This window comes from Tamlana flava, assembly GCF_041287255.1.
GTDB classification, from domain to species: Bacteria; Bacteroidota; Bacteroidia; order Flavobacteriales; family Flavobacteriaceae; genus Tamlana; species Tamlana flava.
This window is the reverse complement of record NZ_JBGGTX010000004.1, coordinates 251,953-274,978: the sequence shown is the minus strand read 5'-3', so window position 1 is coordinate 274,978 and position 23,026 is coordinate 251,953. Positions and strand designations below refer to the sequence as shown.

Annotated in this window: 22 protein-coding genes and 2 tRNA genes; 16 read left to right on the top strand and 8 right to left on the bottom strand. The window is 36.4% G+C overall.

The window, feature by feature from the left end:
* The first annotated feature begins 27 nt into the window (after positions 1-27).
* The 8 genes from ACB104_RS13130 to ACB104_RS13095 all read left to right on the top strand — a co-directional run bounded on the left by ACB104_RS13130 (position 28) and on the right by ACB104_RS13095 (position 6,437).
* Positions 28-1,110, top strand: coding sequence for an efflux RND transporter periplasmic adaptor subunit (locus ACB104_RS13130; protein WP_370479424.1), 1,083 nt, complete (start codon positions 28-30; stop codon positions 1,108-1,110).
* A complete protein-coding gene (locus ACB104_RS13125) occupies positions 1,107-2,369 on the top strand; it encodes an ABC transporter permease (protein WP_370479423.1) in 1,263 nt (420 codons plus the stop codon). Before ACB104_RS13130 ends, ACB104_RS13125 begins: the two co-directional genes overlap by 4 nt.
* A 1-nt stretch (position 2,370) precedes the next feature.
* Positions 2,371-3,045, top strand: a complete 675-nt coding sequence (locus tag ACB104_RS13120; protein ID WP_370479421.1) for an ABC transporter ATP-binding protein — start codon at positions 2,371-2,373, stop codon at positions 3,043-3,045.
* 70 nt (positions 3,046-3,115) lie between these two features.
* Positions 3,116-4,006, top strand: coding sequence for a DnaJ C-terminal domain-containing protein (locus ACB104_RS13115; RefSeq protein WP_370479419.1), 891 nt, complete (start codon positions 3,116-3,118; stop codon positions 4,004-4,006).
* On the top strand, positions 4,006-4,302 hold the full coding sequence (locus ACB104_RS13110) for a chaperone modulator CbpM (RefSeq protein WP_370479418.1): 297 nt from the start codon (positions 4,006-4,008) through the stop codon (positions 4,300-4,302). Before ACB104_RS13115 ends, ACB104_RS13110 begins: the two co-directional genes overlap by 1 nt.
* Positions 4,303-4,311: 9 nt before the next feature.
* Entirely contained in the window at positions 4,312-5,217 is a 906-nt protein-coding gene (locus ACB104_RS13105; protein ID WP_370479416.1) for a mechanosensitive ion channel family protein, read from the top strand.
* Between the two features lie 5 nt (positions 5,218-5,222).
* Positions 5,223-5,831, top strand: a complete 609-nt coding sequence (locus ACB104_RS13100; RefSeq protein ID WP_370479415.1) for a CDP-alcohol phosphatidyltransferase family protein — start codon at positions 5,223-5,225, stop codon at positions 5,829-5,831.
* A gap of 111 nt (positions 5,832-5,942) precedes the next feature.
* On the top strand, positions 5,943-6,437 hold the full coding sequence (locus tag ACB104_RS13095) for a pyridoxamine 5'-phosphate oxidase family protein (protein ID WP_370479413.1): 495 nt from the start codon (positions 5,943-5,945) through the stop codon (positions 6,435-6,437).
* A gap of 31 nt (positions 6,438-6,468) precedes the next feature.
* On the opposite strand, the gene ACB104_RS13090 is transcribed toward ACB104_RS13095, so the two are convergent.
* The 3 genes from ACB104_RS13090 to ACB104_RS13080 all read right to left on the bottom strand — a co-directional run bounded on the left by ACB104_RS13090 (position 6,469) and on the right by ACB104_RS13080 (position 8,792).
* Positions 6,469-6,543 (bottom strand) — tRNA-Pro (locus tag ACB104_RS13090).
* A 20-nt stretch (positions 6,544-6,563) separates the two neighbouring features.
* A tRNA-Ser gene (locus ACB104_RS13085) sits at positions 6,564-6,647 on the bottom strand.
* Positions 6,648-6,743: 96 nt separating this feature from the next.
* Positions 6,744-8,792, bottom strand: a complete 2,049-nt coding sequence (locus tag ACB104_RS13080; RefSeq protein ID WP_370479412.1) for an HD family phosphohydrolase — start codon at positions 8,790-8,792, stop codon at positions 6,744-6,746.
* 118 nt (positions 8,793-8,910) lie between these two features.
* On the opposite strand from ACB104_RS13080, the gene ACB104_RS13075 reads away from it, so the two are divergent.
* Positions 8,911-10,089: an acetyl-CoA C-acyltransferase gene (locus ACB104_RS13075; RefSeq protein WP_370479410.1), complete on the top strand. Its 1,179-nt coding sequence runs from the start codon at positions 8,911-8,913 to the stop codon at positions 10,087-10,089.
* A 9-nt stretch (positions 10,090-10,098) separates the two neighbouring features.
* A complete protein-coding gene (locus tag ACB104_RS13070; protein WP_370479408.1) occupies positions 10,099-10,848 on the top strand; it encodes a C40 family peptidase in 750 nt (249 codons plus the stop codon).
* Between the two features lie 48 nt (positions 10,849-10,896).
* On the opposite strand, the gene ACB104_RS13065 is transcribed toward ACB104_RS13070, so the two are convergent.
* Positions 10,897-11,829, bottom strand: a complete 933-nt coding sequence (locus tag ACB104_RS13065; protein ID WP_370479407.1) for a peptidylprolyl isomerase — start codon at positions 11,827-11,829, stop codon at positions 10,897-10,899.
* 80 nt (positions 11,830-11,909) lie between these two features.
* Positions 11,910-14,114 carry a RecQ family ATP-dependent DNA helicase gene (locus ACB104_RS13060; protein WP_370479405.1) on the bottom strand — a complete coding sequence of 735 codons (2,205 nt, stop codon included), beginning with the start codon at positions 14,112-14,114 and terminating at the stop codon, positions 11,910-11,912.
* Between the two features lie 191 nt (positions 14,115-14,305).
* On the opposite strand from ACB104_RS13060, the gene ACB104_RS13055 reads away from it, so the two are divergent.
* The 4 genes from ACB104_RS13055 to lptB are packed head-to-tail and all read left to right on the top strand — an operon-like array spanning position 14,306 to position 17,199.
* Complete coding sequence (locus ACB104_RS13055; protein ID WP_370479404.1) at positions 14,306-15,271, top strand: KpsF/GutQ family sugar-phosphate isomerase; 966 nt, start codon at positions 14,306-14,308, stop codon at positions 15,269-15,271.
* Positions 15,271-16,095 carry a twin-arginine translocase subunit TatC gene (gene tatC / locus ACB104_RS13050; RefSeq protein ID WP_370479402.1) on the top strand — a complete coding sequence of 275 codons (825 nt, stop codon included), beginning with the start codon at positions 15,271-15,273 and terminating at the stop codon, positions 16,093-16,095. The genes ACB104_RS13055 and tatC overlap by 1 nt, the downstream gene beginning before the upstream one ends.
* Positions 16,088-16,435, top strand: coding sequence for a carboxymuconolactone decarboxylase family protein (locus ACB104_RS13045; RefSeq protein ID WP_370479401.1), 348 nt, complete (start codon positions 16,088-16,090; stop codon positions 16,433-16,435). The genes tatC and ACB104_RS13045 overlap by 8 nt, the downstream gene beginning before the upstream one ends.
* 23 nt (positions 16,436-16,458) lie before the next feature.
* Positions 16,459-17,199 carry an LPS export ABC transporter ATP-binding protein gene (lptB, locus tag ACB104_RS13040; protein WP_370479399.1) on the top strand — a complete coding sequence of 247 codons (741 nt, stop codon included), beginning with the start codon at positions 16,459-16,461 and terminating at the stop codon, positions 17,197-17,199.
* Between the two features lie 224 nt (positions 17,200-17,423).
* On the opposite strand, the gene ACB104_RS13035 is transcribed toward lptB, so the two are convergent.
* The 3 genes from ACB104_RS13035 to ACB104_RS13025 are packed head-to-tail and all read right to left on the bottom strand — an operon-like array spanning position 17,424 to position 20,569.
* Positions 17,424-19,019 (bottom strand): PQQ-dependent sugar dehydrogenase, encoded by a 1,596-nt coding sequence (locus ACB104_RS13035; RefSeq protein WP_370479398.1) that lies wholly within the window; start codon positions 19,017-19,019, stop codon positions 17,424-17,426.
* An 11-nt stretch (positions 19,020-19,030) separates the two neighbouring features.
* Positions 19,031-19,813: a TerC family protein gene (locus tag ACB104_RS13030; protein WP_370479396.1), complete on the bottom strand. Its 783-nt coding sequence runs from the start codon at positions 19,811-19,813 to the stop codon at positions 19,031-19,033.
* 9 nt (positions 19,814-19,822) lie between these two features.
* Complete coding sequence (locus ACB104_RS13025) at positions 19,823-20,569, bottom strand: CDP-alcohol phosphatidyltransferase family protein (RefSeq protein ID WP_370479394.1); 747 nt, start codon at positions 20,567-20,569, stop codon at positions 19,823-19,825.
* Between the two features lie 124 nt (positions 20,570-20,693).
* Between ACB104_RS13025 and ACB104_RS13020 the strand changes: the two genes are divergently transcribed.
* Both ACB104_RS13020 and ACB104_RS13015 read left to right on the top strand, forming a co-directional pair.
* Positions 20,694-21,764: a putative type IX sorting system protein PorV2 gene (locus ACB104_RS13020; protein ID WP_502267025.1), complete on the top strand. Its 1,071-nt coding sequence runs from the start codon at positions 20,694-20,696 to the stop codon at positions 21,762-21,764.
* A gap of 85 nt (positions 21,765-21,849) precedes the next feature.
* Positions 21,850-23,025 carry a lipoprotein N-acyltransferase Lnb domain-containing protein gene (locus ACB104_RS13015; protein WP_370479392.1) on the top strand — a complete coding sequence of 392 codons (1,176 nt, stop codon included), beginning with the start codon at positions 21,850-21,852 and terminating at the stop codon, positions 23,023-23,025.
* Position 23,026: the final 1 nt, after the last annotated feature.

Here is a 23,026-nt window from a genome sequence, read left to right as displayed (position 1 = left end):
CCCTAACTTCATAATAAATTTTGAACCATGAAATTGTTTCAATTCACACTACTACTTTTAATTCTATCCTCCTGCTCAAAAAATCAGGACAAAATAACTCCAAAAGAAAGGCATTTAACAGAATCTGTATATTCTTCAGTAACCATTCAGCCTGATAGCCTCTATCAAGTTTATGCCATTGTTGCTGGAATTTTAGACGATAATTTGGTTGAAGAAGGCGACGTAGTAAAAAAGGATGCCCCTTTGGTTCAAATCATCAATAATACACCAAAGCTTAACGCCCAAAATGCAAAACTGACGTTGCAATTGGCAAAAGAAAATTACATGGGCAGTTCGGCCATTTTAAGCAGTATTGAAGACGAAATTATTGCAGCAAAACTCAAATATACCAACGATTCCACAAACTACTTCAGACAAAAGAACCTTTGGAACCAAAACATAGGATCTAAAGTTGAGTTCGACACAAAAAAACTTAACTATCAATTGTCCTCAAACAACCTCAATCTTCTTCAAAGTAAATACAACCGCACAAAACATGAATTGGAAACGGCGGTTAAACAGGCACAAAATAACTATGAAACGGCTTTAATAACTACAACAGATTTTACCGTCAAAAGTCAGATAAACGGTAAGGTTTACGCCCTGTATAAGGAACCTGGTGAAATTGTAAATACCATGGAGCCATTGGCCTTTGTTGGCAGTGCCAATAACTTTATAGTTGAAATGCTGGTTGATGAAGTTGATATAGTTCGCGTTTCAAACGGCCTAAAAGTTATTATTTATTTAGATGCCTACGATGGAAAAATTTTTACAGGGAAAGTGTCCAAAATTTATCCAAAAAAAGACGAACGCAACCAAACCTTTAAAGTCGAAGCCATTTTTGAAAATGCACCTGAAATTTTATATCCCGGACTTTCAGGCGAAGCCAACATTATTATTGCCGAAAAAACCAATGTATTGACCATCCCAAAAACTTATTTAATTGACGATAATAAAGTGAAAACCGACGACGGAATAATTAATGTTACCACGGGATTACAAAACATGGAATATGTTGAAATCTTATCTGGAATAACAAAAGACACGCCCATTTACAAACCCACAGAATGACCAATTGGATAGTAATATTAAGTATTGCCAAAACTCATTTGCTCACAAAAATTAAGCAAACGTCCACAGCTGCTTTGGGTGTGACTTTTGGCATTGGGGCCTACATTACTTTGGTTTGTTTTATGACCGGCCTTAATGCCATGCTCGACAATTTAATACTTAACCAAACGCCCCATGTTCATGTTTACAATGAAATAGAACCTTCTCAAAATCAGCCTATTTCTCTATACAATAGGGTAAAAGAAAGCTTTAATGTGGTGCATTCCGTAAAGCCAAAATTAATGCAGAAAAAAATCCATAACGCTCTGCCCATCATAAAATATCTTGAAGACAAACCAGAAGTTCGTGGCGCTCTCCCCCAAGTAAAAACACAAATTTTCTACATTGCAGGGTCTATTGAATTAGGTGGAAACTTAACAGGCATCAACCCAATTGATGAGGATAAATTGTTCAATATGGGAGACTACATTGTTGAGGGTTCTGCTGAGGCTTTACAAACTTCAGAAAATGGCATTTTATTGGGTATTGGCATTGCAAAAAAAATGTCATTAAAGGTTGGCGACCGTGTTCAGGTAAGCCCCATAAATGGTGGTATTTTTCCATTAAGAATTGTCGGGCTTTATCAAAGTGGCATTGCCGATTTAGACGCTATTCAAAGTTTTACAAACATAAAAACGGTACAGCGCATTTTAGGAAAAGCAAACAATTATATTACAGACATTAATGTGAAATTATACGATATTGAACAGGCCGTTCCCCTATCAAAAAAAATTGAACAACAATTCGGTTTAACCGCCATCGACATAAAAAAGGCAAATGCGCAATTTGAAACAGGCACCTCCATTCGAAACCTCATTACCTATGCCGTTTCCATTACATTACTTATTGTCGCCGGGTTTGGTATTTATAATATTCTGAACATGCTCATTTATGAAAAGATGAACGACATTGCCATTTTAAAGGCGACAGGCTTTTCAGGAAAAGATGTACAACATATTTTTATGAGTCAGGCCATGATTATTGGTCTTGTAGGTGGTGTTTTAGGGTTAATTATTGGTTATGGACTTGCCCGTTTAATTGACACCATTCCGTTTGAGACTGAAGCTTTACCAACGGTAGAAACCTTTCCTGTAAATATAAATCCGATGTTTTTTTTAATAGGCTTTTCATTTGCCATGATTTCAACGTTTATGGCTGGCTACCTTCCATCCAAAAAAGCAAAAAAAATAGATCCCGTGAAAATCATTAGAGGCCAATAAAATGAGTACTGTTCTAGAAGCCAAACATATCAACAAATACTTCAAAAAACCGGTTTTGTTCCATGTTTTGAAAGACATCAATTTTCAAGTAAAAAAAGGTGAATTTGCCTCAATCATGGGAAAATCTGGCTGCGGAAAGTCCACGCTCTTGTACATTCTTTCAACTATGGACACCGATTATGAAGGAGAACTCTTTTTGAACAACAAACTCATTTCCGGTCAAGACAAAGACCACCTTTCATACATTAGGAATAAACATATTGGCTTTGTTTTTCAGTTTCATTATTTGTTGGCCGATTTTTCGGTTTTGGAAAACATCATGCTCCCAGCTAAAAAACTTGCTGAAAAATCAGCTCAAGAAATTGAACACGATGCCTATGAGAAACTAAAGATGCTGAACATTGAGCATTTGGCAAAAAAGCGTGCTTCAAGGGTTTCTGGTGGCGAAAAGCAACGTATTGCCATTGCCCGCGCGTTAATCAATAATCCTTCCATTATTATGGGTGACGAGCCCACCGGCAATCTGGACAGTTCAAACTCCAAAAACGTTTTCAACATATTTAAACGTCTATGCGATGAGCAAGGCCTTTCACTTTTAATTGTAACCCACGACGAAGATTTTGCCAAAAAAACCGACCGCATTATTGAAATGGAAGATGGCAAAATATTGGTTTAGCGGCGCTAATGATTTATGTCATTTTTTTTATCTTAAAAGGATCGTAACTTTCTGCTAAAATTAACGCAAAATGGCTTTTATAGATTATTACAAAATATTAGGCGTTCCAAAAAACGCCTCAGAGAGTGATATAAAAAAGGCTTACAGAAAACTGGCCCGAAAGTACCACCCAGACTTAAATCCGAATGACAGTGTTGCGGAAAAAAAATTTAAGGAAATCAACGAAGCCAACGAAGTTTTAAGCGACCCAGAAAATCGAAAAAAATACGATCAGTATGGGGAACATTGGAAACATGCTGAAGAGTACGAAAAAGCAAAACAACAGCAATCGCAACACCAAAGAAGCTATCAAGGCAGTTCTGGCGGCTATTCGGCTAAAGACTTTTCAGATTTTTTTGAAAATATGTTTAGCGGTGCATCTGCGGGCGCTAGTGGTAGACAGGTAAAATTTAGGGGGCAGGATTTTAATGCCGAGTTACAACTGGATTTAAAAGATGTTTTCACCACGCACAAGCGCACGCTAACCGTTAACAACAAGAACATAAGAATTACTATTCCGGCCGGAGTTGAAAACGGGCAAATCATTAAAATTAAAGGCCATGGTGGAAAAGGCATAAATGGTGGACCAAATGGCGATTTATATATACAATTCTCTATAGTAAACCATTCCAAATTCAAAAGAGATAAAGCCGACCTTTATACTACCGTTGATTTAGACATCTATAAAGCCATGTTGGGTGGTGAACTTACAGTAGACACATTTGATGGGCAGGTAAAACTAAACATAAAACCAGAGACACAAAATGGCGCAACAGTGAAGCTAAAAGGCAAAGGATTTCCTGTTTACAAAAAAGAAGGACAGTTTGGCGATTTGTTTATAACCTATCAACTAAAAATCCCAACCAATCTCTCCAATACGGAGAAGGATTTAATAAAACAATTACAAACACAGCGTAGATAATGGAAAATAGAGATTTAATACCGGTAAAATTAATTTGCAAGCATTATAAAATTCCTTCTTCGTTTATCAATACGCTTCAGGAATTTCAACTCATAGAATTAACGATTAAAAAAGATGATTTTTTTATCCACAGAACCCAGTTAAAAGAGGTTGAAAAAATGGCTCGATTGCATTATGACCTTGAAATTAATATGGAAGGAATCGATGCTATATATAACTTGTTGGAACAAGTTGAAAACTTAAAACAAGAAATTAGGACCTTAAATAACAGGTTGCGGCTATACGAAGATTTTTAAACAACTAAAATGGAACGCCTAAACCAATGGATTACTGAAAACCCTACCCTATACAGTATTTTCAAATTTATACTGCTGGCTACTTTTGTCCTTGCTATAATTCAACTTTTTAGAAGGTTTTTAAGAAAACAAGTAACAGATGCATCTGTACGCTATAAATCCCAAAAGGGAATTGAAATTTTTGGCTATGTCATTTTAATCCTTCTATCTTTCTCCTATTTCACAGGCAATATTAAAGATTTTACGCTTGCCATCGGCCTTTTTAGTGCAGGCATTGCCTTTACTCTTCAAGAACTTATTTTAAGCATTGCTGGGTCGCTTTACATTTTCATAGTAAAGGTTTATAAACCAGGTGAAAGAATTGAAATTAATGATATTAAAGGCGATGTTATTGACGTAGACAGTATTTACACCACCATGATGGAAATTGGGCAATGGGTGAGCAGTGATAATTACAGCGGGCGTATTGTAAAACTAAGCAATGCCTTTGTGTTTAAAGGGCCTATTTATAACTACTCCCAAGATTTTCCATTTATATGGGACGAATTTAATCTACCTATTCGGTATGGCTCGAATGTAGAATTGGCAAAATCTATCATCATTGAAACGGCAAAGGAAATCCTCTCTCAATTTACCGCCAATTCAAAAACCCAATGGAAAGCTGTGGTGAACAAATATTATATTGAAGATGCCATGCTCGATCCCACATTAGCCATTTCTCTAACAGACAATTGGATTCAGTTTAACTTAAGATATATCGTTGACTATAAAAAAAGGCGATTTACAAAGCACACCTTACATGATAAAATCAACCTAGAAATAAAAAGAACAAATGGCAAAGTGCTACTGGCATCAACAACTTTAGAGATTATTAACATGACAAAGACAAAGTTTAATGTCGAGACGAAAAACTAACAATTATGCTAACCTTTAAAAACTTTAATGTTGCCGATTGGTTTACGTTCTACCGAATAGCGGCGGCACCTGTATTACTCATATTATTATGGTTTGACTTTAGGTTAGTATTTTCATGGTTTTTATTGATAAGCTATTTAACTGATGCCGTGGATGGCTATTTAGCTAGAAAGTTAAAAATAACGAGTCCCAGAGGTTCGCAACTAGATTCCTTTGGCGACCAAATTACCTTAATTGTTGGCTTATTGGGGTTATTTTACTTTGAAACAGATTTTATTAAAGCAAATCTAACTCTCATCATTATTGCATTTATCCCCTACATTGTCCAAATGCTAATCGCCTATTTTAAATACGGTAAAGCCACGGCGTTTCATACGTACTTGGCCAAACTTTCGGCCGTCCTGCAGAGTCTATTCATTTTATGGTCCCTATTTTTCAATCCAGAATACATCTTGTTTTATATTATGATTGGCATTGGCATTCTAGAGACCATAGAAGAAATTAGTCTTATTTTTATGTATGACAATTGGGCTTCCGATGTTAAAGGCATTTATTGGGCCTTAAGGGATAAACGACGCTTAAAAAAAGGAGATAAAAACTCTTTGACTGATTAATATCATATAATAAAATCTTAGGTTATAATAAATTTACTCTGAAAGAATCAAACTGATGAAGTAATCTAAAATCAAGAACACTCTTTTTAAAACCTTATTAACCTAAAAATCATGATTAACAAAATAAATAAAGAAGCGTGTTTAAAAATATTGGCCGATAATTATATTGGTCACTTGGCTTACGTTTACAAAAACTCGCCTTTTGTGGTTCCTATTACTTATTATTATAACCAAAAAAACAAATCGCTTATAGGTTATACGGGTGAAGGCCATAAAACAACGGCACTAAGAGCAAACAATGCCGTGGCACTTGAAGTAGAGGATATTGAATCTATTGACAATTGGAGCACCGTTTTGGTACAAGGCACTTATGAAGAGTTGGAAGGACCTGATGCAAAATTTCAACTACATAAATTCACAAATGGTGTAAAAGAATTAATTGCGAAGAAAGAACATAAAGACTATCAATTCATCCCACAATTTTCAGATAAAACTCACCCTGAAGCCCCGCCTATTGTTTACCGTATAAAGATTGAGGAAATTACTGGTAAAACTCGAAGATATTCAAAAGACAAACATTCTAAAAACAAAAACACCGTTAAATAAATTTAACGGTGTTTTTTTATGTTTTAATTTGTCGGGGTGGCAGGATTCGAACCTGCGACCTCCTGCTCCCAAAGCAGGCGCGATAACCGGGCTACGCTACACCCCGAATGGCTATTGCAAAAATTGCGGAGAGACTGGGACTCGAACCCAGGCAGCACTTACGCGCTGACAGATTAGCAATCTGCTCCGTTACCACTCCGGCACCTCTCCTATTATTATATAATGAACTATAGCAATAAAATTGCGGTTGCAAATGTAGTTCATACTAGATAAGCACACAACTATTTTTTTACTTTTTTAAAAATTTTATTCAGGGTATTCTATCCGCAAATGATAAATGTTTGCCAGCTTGTGTTTTAACACTTTTTTTATGGACTGGATTTCCTTGAATGTAATATTGGCATTTAAAAATTGTCCTTCCTCTATTTGTTTGTTTATGATGTTTTCAACAAAAGCTTCTATCTTGGTTGAGTTAGGTTCCTTTAAACTTTTAGAAGCCGCCTCAATACTATCGCACATCATTAAAATGGCCGTCTCCTTGCTAAATGGTTTTGGCCCAGGATAGCTAAAATCCTGTCTATTTGCCCCATCATAATCCTTTTTCTCCTTCATATAAAAATAATAGACTAAACTGGTTCCGTGATGCGTCCTTATAAAATCAATAACACGATCTGGTAAATTATTTTTTCTAGCAATTTCAATTCCGTTTAATACATGGTCTATAATTATTCGGGCACTTTCTTTAGCAGAAAGTTCATCGTGCGGATTGATTCCTGTTGATTGGTTTTCGGTGAAATACGTCGGGTTTTTCATTTTGCCAATATCATGATACAATGCCCCAACCCTAACCAACATGGCGTTTGCCCCAATTTCATTTGCCGAAGCCTCAGCCAAATTTGCCACATTTAAAGAATGGTGAAATGTACCGGGTGCCAGATTTGAAAGTTCTTTCAATAATTTAGTATTGGTATCGGATAGTTCCAAAAGTGATACATCTGAAACTAGGCCAAAGAGTTTTTCGTAAGCGTAAATTAATGGCTGAACAAACAATGTGGCAAGTCCGCAAAGAATAAACCAAATAAAGGTTTCCCATTTTAGTGTTTCAACACTCCCCTCATGAATGACAAAAAACGCAAAATAGGCGATGATGTAAATCAGTGTAATTTGCCCCACCGAAATGAACAAATTAGCACGTTTATAAAGTTCTGATACCGTTAAAATAGTCACGATTCCCGCAATAATTTGAAGAAACACGTACTCATAGCTGTTTGGTACAATAAAGCCCAAAAGTAATACCGTTAAAACGTGGGCAAATAATCCTAATCGTGCATCAAAAAATGCCTTAAAAACCAACGGCAAAATACAGATGGGTACAATGTAAATGTACTTAGAATCGTAGTTTACAACCAAAGTGGTAATAAAAATCAAAAGTGCAATATTGAAGAAAATAAAAGTCACCTTGGTATTGTCTTCAAAAACATTTACCCTGTATTTTCTTAAAAACAACAATAACATGAGCAGTGCTAATGCCACGAGCAAGGTATAAGCAAACAGTATCCAATTGTAGTTGGATTTGCTCCAGACTTGCGACTCATATTCAGATTGCAGCGACTTTAAAATTTGATATTTACCACCTTCAACAACCTCTCCTTTTGAAACAATCAGAGTTTCCTTGGCAATGCTTCCCTTGGTATACGAAATTTTACTTAACTCATCTTGAAGAACATTATCTGTAACTTCCTTGTTGTAAGTCAGGTTAGGTTCTATTAAATCAAAAAACAAGGCAACATATGCTGTTTTATAACTAGACAGCCTATCCTTAACCAAAACTTTATCAATCACATTTGAAACCGCATCCTGTTCAACCAAACTTGAAAAAAAACCATCATTAATTTCTTCACGACCATCGAGAATGGCAATTCTTTTATCATCAGGAAAATCATAGGTTTCAGCTAAAATTCCAAACTCGTAAAGCTGCGAAATGATTGTTTCTCCCGTTTGCTTTAATTTTTGGGTCAAGCTTCTGGATAAAGTATCGGAAAAAACAGCTTGAAATTGAGCTTCAAAATTGCTTCTTACCTTGTCTTCAATGGTGTTATCAAAATCAAAGTATAAAACAGCATTATCGGTAAGTTCTTTCTTTTCTGAAGCTATTTCGGCATCAGTCTTTTTAATTGCAAAATCAAAAGGTGCTTGTAAACTTTCAGATTGCCAAGGCTTACCTTTTTCAAAGCTATATTTAAACTTTCCGCTTTTAGGAAATAAATACACAATTAAAACTGTGGTGCATATAAACAAAAGCCCTTTGTAAATCAGGGAATGGTTTCTATATAGCTTGTTTATGAAGTCTTTCATTTAAAAATCAAATGTAATAAATATTAGGGGTTTCTCATTTTTTATAATGAATGAATCCTTCAGGTTTCTATCAAAAAATCGTTATTTTCGCAATTACTAAAGTAAATATTTTAAACTAATGAATAACGACGTAGTTATTGTTTCTGCAGCAAGAACACCAATTGGTAGTTTTTTGGGCGCACTATCTACAATAGAAGCTCCAAAATTAGGTGCCATAGCCATAAAAGGCGCATTAGATAAGATAAATTTAGACCCAAATTTAGTTGAAGAAGTATTAATGGGGAATGTGGTGCAAGCCGGCACCGGTCAAGCACCCGCAAGGCAAGCTGCTATTTATGCAGGCATTCCCAATACGGTGCCATGCACTACGGTAAATAAAGTTTGTGCTTCTGGGATGAAAGCAGTTATGCAAGCGGCCCAGGCTATTGCTTTGGGGGATGCCAATATTGTGGTCGCAGGAGGTATGGAAAACATGAGTTTAATTCCGCACTATTTACATGCACGTACAGGTACTAAATTTGGTCCTACTACATTAGTTGACGGTATGCAAAAAGATGGCTTGGTTGATGCTTACGACCAAAATGCCATGGGCGTTTGCGCAGATGCTTGTGCTGTAGAATATAAGTTTACAAGAGAAGAACAAGATGCGTTTGCCATACAGTCGTATGAACGCTCTGCCGCTGCTTGGAAAGCTGGAAAATTCAAAAATGAAGTTGTTTCTGTTGAAGTTCCCCAAAAAAGAGGTGAGCCCATTTTTGTGGTTGAGGATGAAGAATACAAAAATGTGCACATGGATAAGATTCCACAGTTGCGCCCTGCATTTTCAAAAGATGGCACGGTTACAGCGGCCAATGCCTCCACCATTAACGATGGTGCTGGCGCCATAGTTTTAATGAGTAAAGAAAAAGCTAAAGAACTAGGGCTAAAACCTTTGGCAAGCATAAAAAGCTATGCAGATGCTGCCCAAGAACCGGAATGGTTTACCACGGCTCCCGCAAAAGCTTTACCCAAAGCCTTAAACAAAGCAGGTATTGATTTAAAAGATGTTGATTTTTTTGAGTTTAACGAAGCGTTTTCGGTTGTTGGCTTGGCTAACATAAAAATTTTGGGGCTTAACGACACCAACGTAAACGTAAATGGTGGTGCTGTTTCGTTAGGGCACCCACTAGGTTGTTCTGGTGTTAGAATCATAATCACCCTGTTAAACGTTTTGGAACAGAACAATGCAAAAATTGGTGCAGCTGCCATATGTAATGGTGGCGGGGGCGCATCGGCAATTATTATACAACGCAACTAAAGGTATTTAATGCAATACGGAATTTGTAATTTAAGCATTGTTCCGCTTAGAAATGAACCAGCAGACACGAGTGAACTTGTTTCGCAGGTTCTTTATGGTGAATTTTTTAAAATCTTGGAGCAACGCAGAAATTGGAGCAGAATAAGACTTTCTTTTGATAAGTATGAAGGCTGGGTGGACAATAAACAATATGTTGAAATTAGTGAAGATGAATATAAATCTTTGAGAAATGAATCGCCAAAACTTTCTACAGATTTAGTTGAATTTATTGAAGACGACCAAAAGCAGCTTTTTCCAATTTCCATGGGCGCTACACTAAATGGACTTTCGCTTTTGAACCATAATTATGATGGCAACTTAATAGAGGACAAAAAGTCAAAATCAAATATTTTGCATACTGCATTTTTGTATTTAAACACTCCTTATTTGTGGGGAGGCAAAACACCCTTTGGCATTGATTGCTCCGGATTTACACAAATGGTTTACAAACTGAATGGTTATAAATTACTCCGCGATGCCTCCCAGCAAGCTACTCAAGGTGAAGCCTTAAGTTTTATAGAGGAAAGTGAGCCTGGCGATTTAGCTTTTTTTGACAACAATGAAGGTGTCATTACCCATGTTGGCATCATCATGGAAGATAACTACATCATTCATGCCCATGGAAAAGTACGGATTGACAGATTAGACCATTCGGGTATTTATAATGCAGATAGAAGAATGCACACACATAAATTACGGGTGATTAAAAAAGTGATATAAAAAAAGCGCCTTCAAACAGGCGCTTTTTTTATTGTATCATGAGTATTTCTATTTTACATTCATCAACTCTACATCAAAAACCAAAGTAGCATTTGGGGGTATTACACCTCCTGCTCCACGGCTACCATATCCTAAATCGCTAGGAATAACCAATCGGGCTTTATCACCTACTTTTAAAAGTTGAATACCTTCATCCCAACCTGGAATAACCTGTCCAACACCAATTGGAAACTCAATAGGCTGGTTTCTTTTATATGACGAATCGAAAACCGTGCCGTCTGATAATTGTCCTTTGTAATGAACAGAAACTGTTTTACCCTTTTCAGCTTTTTTACCATTACCTTCTTGAATGATTTGGTAACGTAGCCCACTATCTGTTTTTTTGAAGCCAGCGGCAATTTTATCCAACTCAGCCTCAGCAGCTTTTTTTTCTTCAGCGATTCTTTTTTCACGAGCACCTTCAAATGTTCTGAATGCTTCTACGGCATTAAAGCTTTCGGCTTCATCTCCTACTCGCAAAATCTCCAAACTTTCAATTTTATCACCTTGCTCAATGGCATCCACAACCTCCTGACCGTGTTCTACTTTTCCAAAAACAGTATGTTTTCCATCCAACCAAGCTGTTGCTGTATGCGTAATGAAAAACTGGCTTCCGTTAGTTCCAGGACCAGCATTGGCCATAGACAAAATACCCGGACCGTCATGTTTTAAGTCTGGATGGAACTCGTCATCAAACTGATACCCAGGGTTTCCTGCACCCGAACCCTGTGGACAACCACCTTGTATCATAAAATCAGGAATAACCCTATGGAATTTCAAACCATCATAATATGGTTTCCCTTGGGGTTTTGCACTATTTTCAAGATTTCCCTCAGCCAAAGCCACAAAATTACCAACCGTTCCCGGTGTTTTTTTGTATTCAAGAGCAACAAGGATTTCCCCTTTTGTCGTATTAAATTTTGCGTATAAACCGTCTTGCATTGTTCTAATTTTAAAGAAAGTGCAAATATAGGGAATGAAGCTTGAAGACAGAAGCTTGAAGGTAGAAGTTTTAAGAAATTTTAATTAGCTACTTCACTAATAAATTTAATGCGGTAAAGGCGTAATTCTTCATCATCATAATCGCCATCAAACTCATCTATTGCTGTTTTAATATCGTCTGATTCCGACTCCATAAAATATTCATGGATTTCCTCTTGTTGGTCCTCATCCAAAACCTCATCAATCCAATAATTAATGTTCAATTTGGTTCCAGAGTATACAATGGCTTCCATCTCTTTTATGAATTCCTCCATAGTCATGCCTTTGGAGGAAGCTATATCGTCAAGGGGTAATTTTCTATCTACGTTTTGAATGATGTACAATTTGTTTGAAGAGTTGCTTCCAGTAGATTTTACTATTAAATCATCAGGTCTTGTAATATCATTTTCTTCAACGTAGTTTGCAATTAATGCAACAAAATCCTTACCATATTTTTTGGCTTTTCCATCCCCAACACCATGAACATTACTAAGTTCTGAAATGTTTATCGGGTACTTTAAAGCCATATCTTCAAGAGATGGGTCTTGAAAAATAACAAAAGGCGGCACCCCCAATTTTTTAGCATTCTTTTTACGCAAATCTTTCAACATGCCCATTAAAACTTCATCCGCAACAGCACCTCCTCCTTTAGATGCGGTAACTATTGAACCGTCTTCCTGTTCACCATCAAATACATGGTCTTCTGTCATCATAAATGACTTAGGGTTTTTGATGAAATCTCTTCCCTGATCAACCAATTTTATAACGCCATAAGTTTCTATATCTTTTCTGAGATAACCAGCAACCAAAACTTGTCTTAGCAAGGCCATCCAATATTTTTTATCCTTATCTTTTCCTTTACCAAAATATGGTTGCTCGTTCGTTTTATGTGAATTGATAAGCGCATTTTCAACACCTACCAAAACATTTACTAAATCCTTAGACTTATACTTCTGATTGGTTTTGTCAATAACCTCTAAGAGTAATTTCACTTCATTTTTGGCTTCAATTTTCTTTTTTGGATGCCTAACGTTATCATCCATATCACCGCCTTCACCAGTTTCATTATCAAAATCTTCACCAAAATAATGCAGTATAAATTTTCTCCGTGAAATAGATGTTTCCGCGAAAGCGACTACCTCTTGAAGCAATGCCTGGCCTATTTCCTGTTCAGCCACCGGTTTACCAGACATAAATTTCTCTAATTTCTCGATGTCCTTATAATTATAGAAAGCCAAACAGTGCCCTTCACCGCCGTCACGGCCTGCCCTGCCTGTTTCTTGGTAGTAACTTTCTATACTTTTAGGGATATCATGATGGATAACAAATCGAACATCGGGTTTATCAATACCCATTCCGAAGGCTATAGTAGCAACCACAACATCAACATCTTCCATTAAAAACTGATCTTGGTAATTGCTACGCGATTTGGCATCGAGACCTGCATGATAAGGCACGGCTTTAATACCATTTACTTGTAAAACCTGCGCCAATTCTTCCACACGCTTTCGGCTTAAGCAATAAACAATACCCGACTTACCTTCATTTTGCTTTATGAAACGAATGATATCAACATCAACATTCTTAGTCTTTGGTCTTACTTCATAATATAAATTGGGTCTATTAAATGAAGCCTTGAATGTTTTGGCGTTAGTGATACCAAGGTTTTTGATAATGTCTTCTTGAACTTTAGGGGTGGCCGTAGCGGTCAACCCAATAATAGGAATTCCTTCCCCAATTCTCCCAATAATATGACGTAAGTTTCTGTATTCTGGCCTAAAATCGTGCCCCCACTCACTAATGCAGTGTGCTTCATCAATAGCCATAAAGGATATTTTCACCGAACGCAAAAACTCAACGTTTTCATCCTTAGTCAAAGATTCTGGGGCAACATAAAGTAATTTGGTTATTCCGTTAACAATATCCTCTTTTACTTTTTTAACTTCAGTTTTATTTAAGGATGAATTAAGTACATGTGCAATACCATCTTCTTTAGAAACACCCCGAATGGCGTCTACTTGATTTTTCATTAAAGCTATGAGCGGTGAAACCACAATGGCTGTGCCCTCTTGCATTAATGCAGGCAATTGGTAGCAAAGTGATTTACCACCCCCCGTTGGCATAATGGCGAACGTATGATTTCCAGACAATAGACTATTTACGACATCTTCCTGTAGCCCCTTGAACTTGCTAAACCCAAAATACTTTTTAAGCGCGGCATGCAAGTCAGTTTTTGTTATTGACATGTGAATTATTTACTTTAAAAAACAACCTTAGTAGTATTAAATTGTACGAACTAATTTAACAATACTTTTGAAGAACCCTCATATTTTTTTTCGTTAGTTTTGTAACGAAAAACCAAATTACAACAATTTTCAATTGTGATTATTCCTAAAGATAAGAAATTCTTTAAACATCAACTCAAAAATTGCAAAATTTGAAAGACAAAAGTTCAATTCTTAACACGGCCATAGAAACAATTAAATTGGAAAGCGATGCCATCTTAAATTTGGCCAACTTGATAAATGATGATTTCGCAGAGGTTGTGGAACTCATTTATAATTCTAAAGGACGTGTTATCATTACCGGAATAGGCAAAAGTGCCATAATTGGCAATAAAATAGTAGCAACTTTGAATTCCACAGGAACTCCAGCGGTTTTTATGCATGCTGCAGACGCCATTCATGGCGATTTGGGTTTAATCCTTAAAGATGATGTTGTTATTTGTCTTTCTAAAAGCGGAAATACACCAGAAATCAAAGTGGTGGTTCCATTAATCAAAAGAGCCCAAAATAAAATTATTGCCATTACTGGTAACAAGGATTCATTCTTGGGCCAGCATGCCGATTACATCTTAAATGCTTTTGTTGAAAAGGAAGCTTGTCCCAATAACCTAGCCCCAACAACTAGTACTACGGCACAACTTGTTATTGGTGATGCTTTGGCCATATGCCTATTGGAACTCAGAGGATTTTCAAGTAACGACTTTGCCAAATATCATCCTGGTGGTGCATTGGGCAAAAAATTATATTTACGTGTTCAAGACCTTTCATCGGTGAACCAAAAACCTGTAGTAAATTTAAACACAAGCATCAAAGAGGTTATTGTTGAAATTACCGAAAAAATGTTGGGTGTTACAGCTGTTGTGGAAAATAAAAAAATTGTTGGTATTATTACCGATGGTGATTTACGTAGAATGCTGACCAAAGTAGATGATTTTTCTAATTTAACGGCTAAAGATATTATGAGTTCCAACCCTAAACGCATTGAAGCTAAAGCTATGGCCATTGACGCTTTGGAAGTCATGGAAGCCCATGAAATATCGCAATTACTTGTTGAAGAAAATGGTAATTATTCAGGGGTTGTGCACCTACATGACCTAATAAAAGAAGGAATCATATAATGGCAAAAAAGGATGTTAATGAGATGTCTTTTTTAGACCATCTTGAAGATTTACGCTGGCATTTAATCCGAATTTGTTTGGCGGTAATCATTGTAGCCACATTGGCTTTTATTTTCAGTCGCTTCATTTTTGAAAAAATTGTTTTTGCTCCGTTGGACATGAGCTTTCCAACCTATCACTTTTTATGCAATGCTGCTAATTTTATTGGGGTTAACACTACATTTTGTGCCGAAAAAATGCCCATGATAATCCAAAACCGAACCATGGCTGGTCAATTTTCAGCAGATATCTGGACAGCTATTTTAGGCGGCTTCGTCATCTCATTTCCTTATGTTATTTATCAACTTTGGAAATTTATTAGTCCAGGATTACATGCAAACGAACGGAAACACTCGCGTGGCTTTATCATCATTTCATCGCTTTTGTTCTTCATCGGTGTGTTGTTCGGCTATTACATTGTAACCCCATTATCCCTAAACTTTTTGGCCAACTACAGCATTTCTGAAATTGTTGACAACCAAATAGACATCAGTTCTTACATTGCATTGGTAAGGTCTTCAGCTTTGGCTTCAGGGTTGATTTTTGAGCTGCCCATTATCATTTATTTCCTGACAAAAATTGGCTTGGTGACCCCGGAGATATTAAAGAAATACAGAAAATACGCTTTGGTTATTGTTTTAATTCTTTCGGCCATCATCACACCACCAGATATTGCCAGTCAGGTTATTGTGGCCATTCCAATCCTAGTACTCTACCAAGTAAGTATTTATATTTCAAAAATTGTAGTTAGAAACCAAAAACGCAAAGCCAAACAACATGTCTGATATAGTCAAAGAATTCAACGATTATCGTTCTAAAATGAATGATGAAATTTTGGCCGACAACAATAAAGTTATCAAACGCATTTTCAATTTAGATACCAACGCTTACGCGGAAGGCGCCTTAGATGTAAAAACCAAAGAATTGCTTGGCTTAGTGGCTTCGGCAGTTTTAAGGTGCGATGACTGTATAAAATATCATTTGGAAACCAGCCATAAATTAGGATTGAAAAAAGAAGAAGTTGTTGAAGCATTAAGCATTGCTACTTTGGTTGGCGGCACCATAGTCATTCCGCATTTACGTCGTGCTTATGAATTTTGGGATGCCCTAGAGTCCAATAATTAAACAAAAATCACGTTATTGCAATTATGATTTTAAAAGCCGAAAACTTAATGAAGTCCTACAGTGGACGAAAAGTAGTAAAAGATGTTTCCTTAAAGGTTGAACAAGGTGAAATCGTTGGCCTTTTGGGACCAAATGGTGCGGGAAAAACAACGTCCTTTTATATGATTGTTGGATTGATAAAACCTAACGGCGGACATATTTATTTAGATAATACCGAAATAACCAAATTCCCTATGTACAAGCGTGCCCAAAACGGTATTGGGTATTTGGCGCAGGAAGCCTCCGTTTTTAGAAAATTAAGTATAGAGGACAATATTTTAAGTGTGCTGCAACTCACCAAATTGAGCAAAAAAGAACAGCACCACAAAATGGAATCGCTTATTGAGGAATTTGGTTTGGGCCATATTCGTAAAAGTCGTGGTGACTTATTGTCTGGAGGCGAGCGCCGTAGAACCGAAATAGCACGTGCATTGGCAACCGACCCTAATTTCATTCTTTTAGATGAACCATTTGCGGGTGTTGACCCCGTTGCTGTTGAGGACATTCAGCGCATTGTAGCCCAGCTAACCAAAAAGAATATTGGCATCCTTATTACAGACCATAACGTGCAAGAAACCCTTGCTATTACAGATAGAACTTATTTGATGTTTGAAGGAAGTATCCTTAAAGCGGGCGAACCCGCAGAACTCGCCAATGACGAGATGGTACGTAAAGTATATTTAGGGCAGAATTTTGAATTGCGTAAGAAGAAGATAAGGGATTAGATTAAAGACTTTTTTAATACTGTTTTGTTAATAAGTCATTAAAAAGTCTATTCTTATATTCCTTAAAGTTGTCATGTGGATTTTTGGACTTTCCTAGGAACTTTTTCTTCATTCTTGGGAATTTTATCATTTTTAAAAAATGATATTTCGATTGTTAACTATTTTAAAAAATCAACAAAGTTGTTATGTTATTATCATATCAAGTGTAGATTTTAAAAAAAACCTTAATGTTTAACAACCAACTTCTTAGTTCCCAAATTATTATCGCTTCTTAATAACCGAACAAAATAAACACCATTTGATAATTTAGAAGTATTTACTTTTTGGTTGTTGGTTAAGTTTTCAATGTCATTAACCAACCTTCCATGAACATCAAATATTTTGATATCAACAGTTTTAATATTTGAATTAAAACTTAAAATAACCTCATTATTGGCCGGGTTTGGCAAAATAGAAAACCTGTTTGCATCAAATTTCGTGGTATTTAAAGGCGTGCCAATAAACTGAAGTTTAGTTACCGCGCCGTTGTCCGTAATCGTATAAATGATCAGTCCATCAGGATCTAAGGCCACATCCCTAAAACGCTCACTATCAGAATGGAATTCCTCATATGTTCCATCTTCCAAGGCAGAACCATCAGCATTCAGTTTTGTCCGAATGATCAATCCTGTTTTTAATGTTGGTATTAGCAGTGAAGTCCCCCAGCCCGGAATCTTTCCACCTTCATAAATATCAATACTTGCCGGCGCCACGGTTGGCCATCCTGAGGAGCTTCCTGATATGGGTTCTGTTGCCAAAGTGGTGTTGTAAGTACCTATTGGCGGCATAAAATTGAGCATGCCAGTTGCCGATGTCGATTCTTCTATTGGAGCCTCAGGGCAATTGGCAATGATATTGCTGTACGAACCACATTCGGATGGATAAGCCGACCAATTGCAATAAGCATATCCCATATCGTCATTATAACCAGCAATTAAAGGCCATCCATAATTTTTCCCAGATTCAATAATATTTAATTCATCATCAGTTTTATCGCCATGTTCAGAGGAGTACAATCTTCCATTTGAACCGAACACCAATCCTTGGGCATTTCTAAATCCGTAGGCATACACATAACTTCTAACACCGTTGAGTTCAGGGTTGTCTGAAGGTATACTCCCGTCCAAATTCAACCGAAGTATTTTGCCTTTATAATCGGAATAATCGGTTGGGCTTGTTGGTAAATATTGAGCTCTGATTTCAATACAAGCCTTGCTTCCCCTATTGGCGGCAAAATCACCAATGGTCCAATAAATTTTTAAATCGGGCCCTATAACTATTTTGCCTGAAGTGTGGTCGTTATTCGCTTCAATACCGTCAATAATCGTGGTCGCAGAACCACTATCAAAGGTTCCTGCTCCAGAATTGTAAGTATATCGAGCTATGCGAAATGCAATAGGCAACCCCAAACTTGACGTTGCATCATAAGTGTAAAGCAAATAAACATAGTTGTTGATGGACGTATTTATGTCAGCGTACAAATCAGGGTGAATGGCCATGCCCATCAAGCCATTTTGACTCGCATTCTGCAACACCAAACTAGAAAGGTTCAACATTTCTGTTTTTGTTCCAGTTGAAGGATTGACCTTAACCAATTTTTTGCCCTCGCGTTCTGTTATCCACAAATTTCCGTCAGGGCCATACAACATGGTGTTTGGTTTTGCTAAAGCCCCATTAGCCGTTAAGTTTGTAACTGTCCAATCTGGACCTGAAGTAACTGGAGTTTGAGCCCAAAACATTTTAAAAAATAGTACGGCTAAAATGAGGAGTTTAATTTTCATGGCTTACAGATTTAATTTTCTTTATTAATTTCTTGCTCGTGCTCTTTCAATAGTTTCTTTTGGTATCGTCCCTGAACAATGTCGGTAATAATCAAAACAGCAATTACGAAATAAAAGGTTGTTTTACTCATATGCTCAATATGGTTTCCAAAGATTTGTAAATGTGCCAATTCGCCACCTTCGGTAACCAACATAATACCTACTATAAATAATATAAAGAGCCCTAAAACTTCATACATTCTATTTTTGGCCAAGAAATTGGAAACTTTATCGGCCAGCCAAATCATCATCACCCCACTTATTAAAATAGCTGTTGCCATCACCCAAATAACATCGGTTAAGGCAATGGCACTTAAAATAGAGTCGAAAGAGAACACAAGATTCATAATAACAATCATGGTAATTACTTTACCCACAGAACTCTTTGATGCATCTTCAACATTATGCGCAACATCATGAATGGCAATCATATGCCAAATCTCTTTCATAGCCGTATAAATGATGAAGACCCCACCTCCAAGAACGATTAAACTGTGTATATTAAATTGACCAAGAATAACATCTTCAAAATCAAATCCAAAAATGGGATCTTGAAACAATTCTATAACCTGAAGGAGAACAACTAAAAGTACAATGCGCAACACTATGGCAAGCAAAATACCCACTTTGCGCACATACGATTGTTTTTCTTTTGGTGCGCGTTTACTTTCCAGTGAAATGTACAACAGGTTGTCAAAACCCAAAACAGCTTGCAACAGCACTAACATGAGTAGTGTAAAAATGTTCTCGACCATAAATGAAAATTATTTTGAAGTTAAATTGTCTAAAACCGACATAGATATGTAAACTAAGATTATTATTGGGATGGCGGCAAATTTTAAAACAATGAGCAGGACTAAACAAAGCATGATAAAAATATAACGGGTTGCATTGTTTTTAAAACTGAAATCCTTGAATTTTAAAGCGAACAACTTAATGTTTGAATTCAACAAGTAGCAACTTAAAATGGTCAATGTAATTAAGAACCATTGGTTTAAAATTATACCGTTAATGGCATCGTTATTCTGAAATTCTAAAATTAAGGGCAACGATATTATGAGCAGCGTGTTTGCAGGTGTGGGCAACCCTTTGAAATAAGTTTGCTGGTCTTCATCAATATTAAATTTTGCCAGTCTGTAGGCAGAAGCTAGCGTAATAAACAATCCGAAAAATGGCAAATAACCACCACCTGTTAATTCATACAATGAAGTTTGAAAATCATTGTGATAATTATCCAGCCAACCAACCTGAGTCAAACTGAACAACTTAAACATCACAATACCTGGCACCACGCCACTGGTTACCATATCGGCCAAAGAATCTAGTTGCAAACCCAAGTCACTTTGTACTTTTAATTTTCTTGCCGCAAAACCATCAAAAAAATCTAAAAATATCCCAACAAACACAAAAAGAGCAGCAACTACAAAGTTCTCGTTGACTGCCAAAACAACCGCAATACATCCACTCAATAAGTTTAAAAGCGTCAAAGCATTGGGTATGTGTTTTATCATAAGATGGATTGTTTCTGTAAAAATAGCAAACAATTTTCGTCTAAAGCAAGCAATAAACAATATCTGTTACAATTTGAAGTTTATAGGTTTATAAATTATGTGCATATTTGTAAAAAAATTGCGATTGAGACTTTACATCACCACATTGATTTGTGCCGTATCCGTAACCTTGTTCAGCCAAACCACTAGAAAGTATTCTAATGAGTTTATGAATATAGGCGTTGATGCCGCTGCATTGGGGATGAGTAGTGCCGTAACGGCACATACGGCCGATGTGAATTCTGGTTATTGGAATCCTGCTGGGTTATTAAAATTGGAAGATAACCAATTGGCATTGATGCACTCCAGTTATTTTGCAAATATTGCCAATTACGATTATGCCGCTTTTGCCATGCCATTGGATAACGAAAGTGCCGTTGGAATTTCATTAATCCGTTTTGCCGTTGATGATATTTTGAACACCACCCAACTTATTGACGAACAAGGCAATATCAATTATGATAGGATTAGCTTATTTTCGACAGCCGATTATGGTTTAACATTTTCATATGCTAGGTCATTACCGGTTCAAGGCCTTAACTACGGTGTTAATGCCAAAGTTATCAGAAGAATTATTGGTGACTTTGCCTCTTCTTGGGGATTTGGACTGGATTTAGGAATTCAGTTTGAAACTGACAACAATTGGAAATTTGGCGTGATGGCCAGAGATATTACAACCACATTTAATGCTTGGGCTATTGATGAGAATGAGTTTGAAACTATAAGAAATGCTGTTGAAGGACAAAATCAAGAACTACCTGAAACTACCGAAATCACCATCCCGAAATTGCAACTTGGGATTTCTAAATTGGTTGATTTCAACTACGATTACACCCTTTTGACTTCATTGAATTTGAATGTTCGTTTTGAAGAAAACAACGATATAATTTCTACTTCGGTGGCCAGTATAAATCCGGCATTGGGTTTTGAATTCGGTTATATTGACATGGTGTATTTACGAGCGGGCATGGGTAATTTTCAAAATGAGACCCAATTTGATAATTCCGAGCAATTAAGTTTTCAGCCCAGTTTTGGTTTAGGCTTTAAATACAATGGTATTCAAATAGATTATGCTTTTACAGATATTGGCGACCAAAGTGTGGCTCTATATTCAAATGTATTTTCACTGAAACTTGATTTTAGTATCTTTAGATGAGCGCATAATGGGCAGTTGGCAAATTGTGGTGATTATTATATTGATATTAGAATAACAAACCCTTAGTTTACAAACTTTAAAATTGATGAAAAAAATACTATTATTTTTCATTTTCGTTTTTCTATTTTCTTTTTCCCGGGCCCAAGAAATCCAGTTGTCTCCTAACGCTGAAATAAGCGTTCTTACCGTTGGCCCAGGCCCCTCGCTGAACGATGCCTTTGGACACAATGCGTTTCGTATTAAAGACCCAAAAAATGGTATTGATGTTACTTATGGTTATGGTGAATACGATTTTGATGCGCCAAACTTTTATCTAAAATTCGCTCAAGGTAAACTGAACTATCTAATTAGTAAAACAGATTTTAATAGGTTTTACCAAGTTTACAGGTATTACAATCGCTCTATAAAAGAACAAACTTTAAATCTTTCGGAAGCTGAAAAACAAAAGTTATACGATTACTTGATCAACAATTATAAACCTGAAAACAGAGCTTATTTGTACGATTTCTTTTTTGACAACTGTGCCACCAAAATTAAAGATGTCGCCCGCTTTGCTTTGAACAACAACATTAAATTCAACTTACCAGAAGATTATAAAGAGGCTACCTTTAGAACGATGATTCAGAAGAATCTGAACAAAAATTCTTGGGGAAGCTTGGGCATAGATATAGCCTTGGGTTCAGTAATTGATAGGCAAGCAGCCGCTGAAGACCATATGTTTTTACCTAAAAATATTTATGCCTTTTTTGAAAACGCCTCCATAAAAAATGGTAAAGAGCCTTTGGTGAAAAATAGCCAAATTATTTATACCAAAAAGAAAATTCCAATTCCGAATTCTTTTCTAACCAGTCCCTTATTCATTTTAGGTTTAATTGGGCTGTTTATTATTTATATAACCTATAAGGATTACAAAAATACTACCCGGTCAAAATGGTTGGACGTTACACTTTTTAGTCTTAATGGCATTATTGGAATCTTTATTCTATTGCTTTGGTTTGCAACTGACCACAAAGGCACCCACCAAAACTACAATTTGCTTTGGGCGTTTGCACTCAACATTTTAGTCATTGGTCAGTTATTCAAAAAGAAAGTTAGTGGATGGTTTATAAAATACATTAAACTCCTAATTATTCTGCTCTGCCTGCTAACGCTTCATTGGATTATTGGCGTGCAAGTATTTGCTATTGGATTGATTCCTTTATTAATTGCTTTGGGGGTTAGATATTTGTTTTTAATAAAACATTATTCTACAAACCGATAGT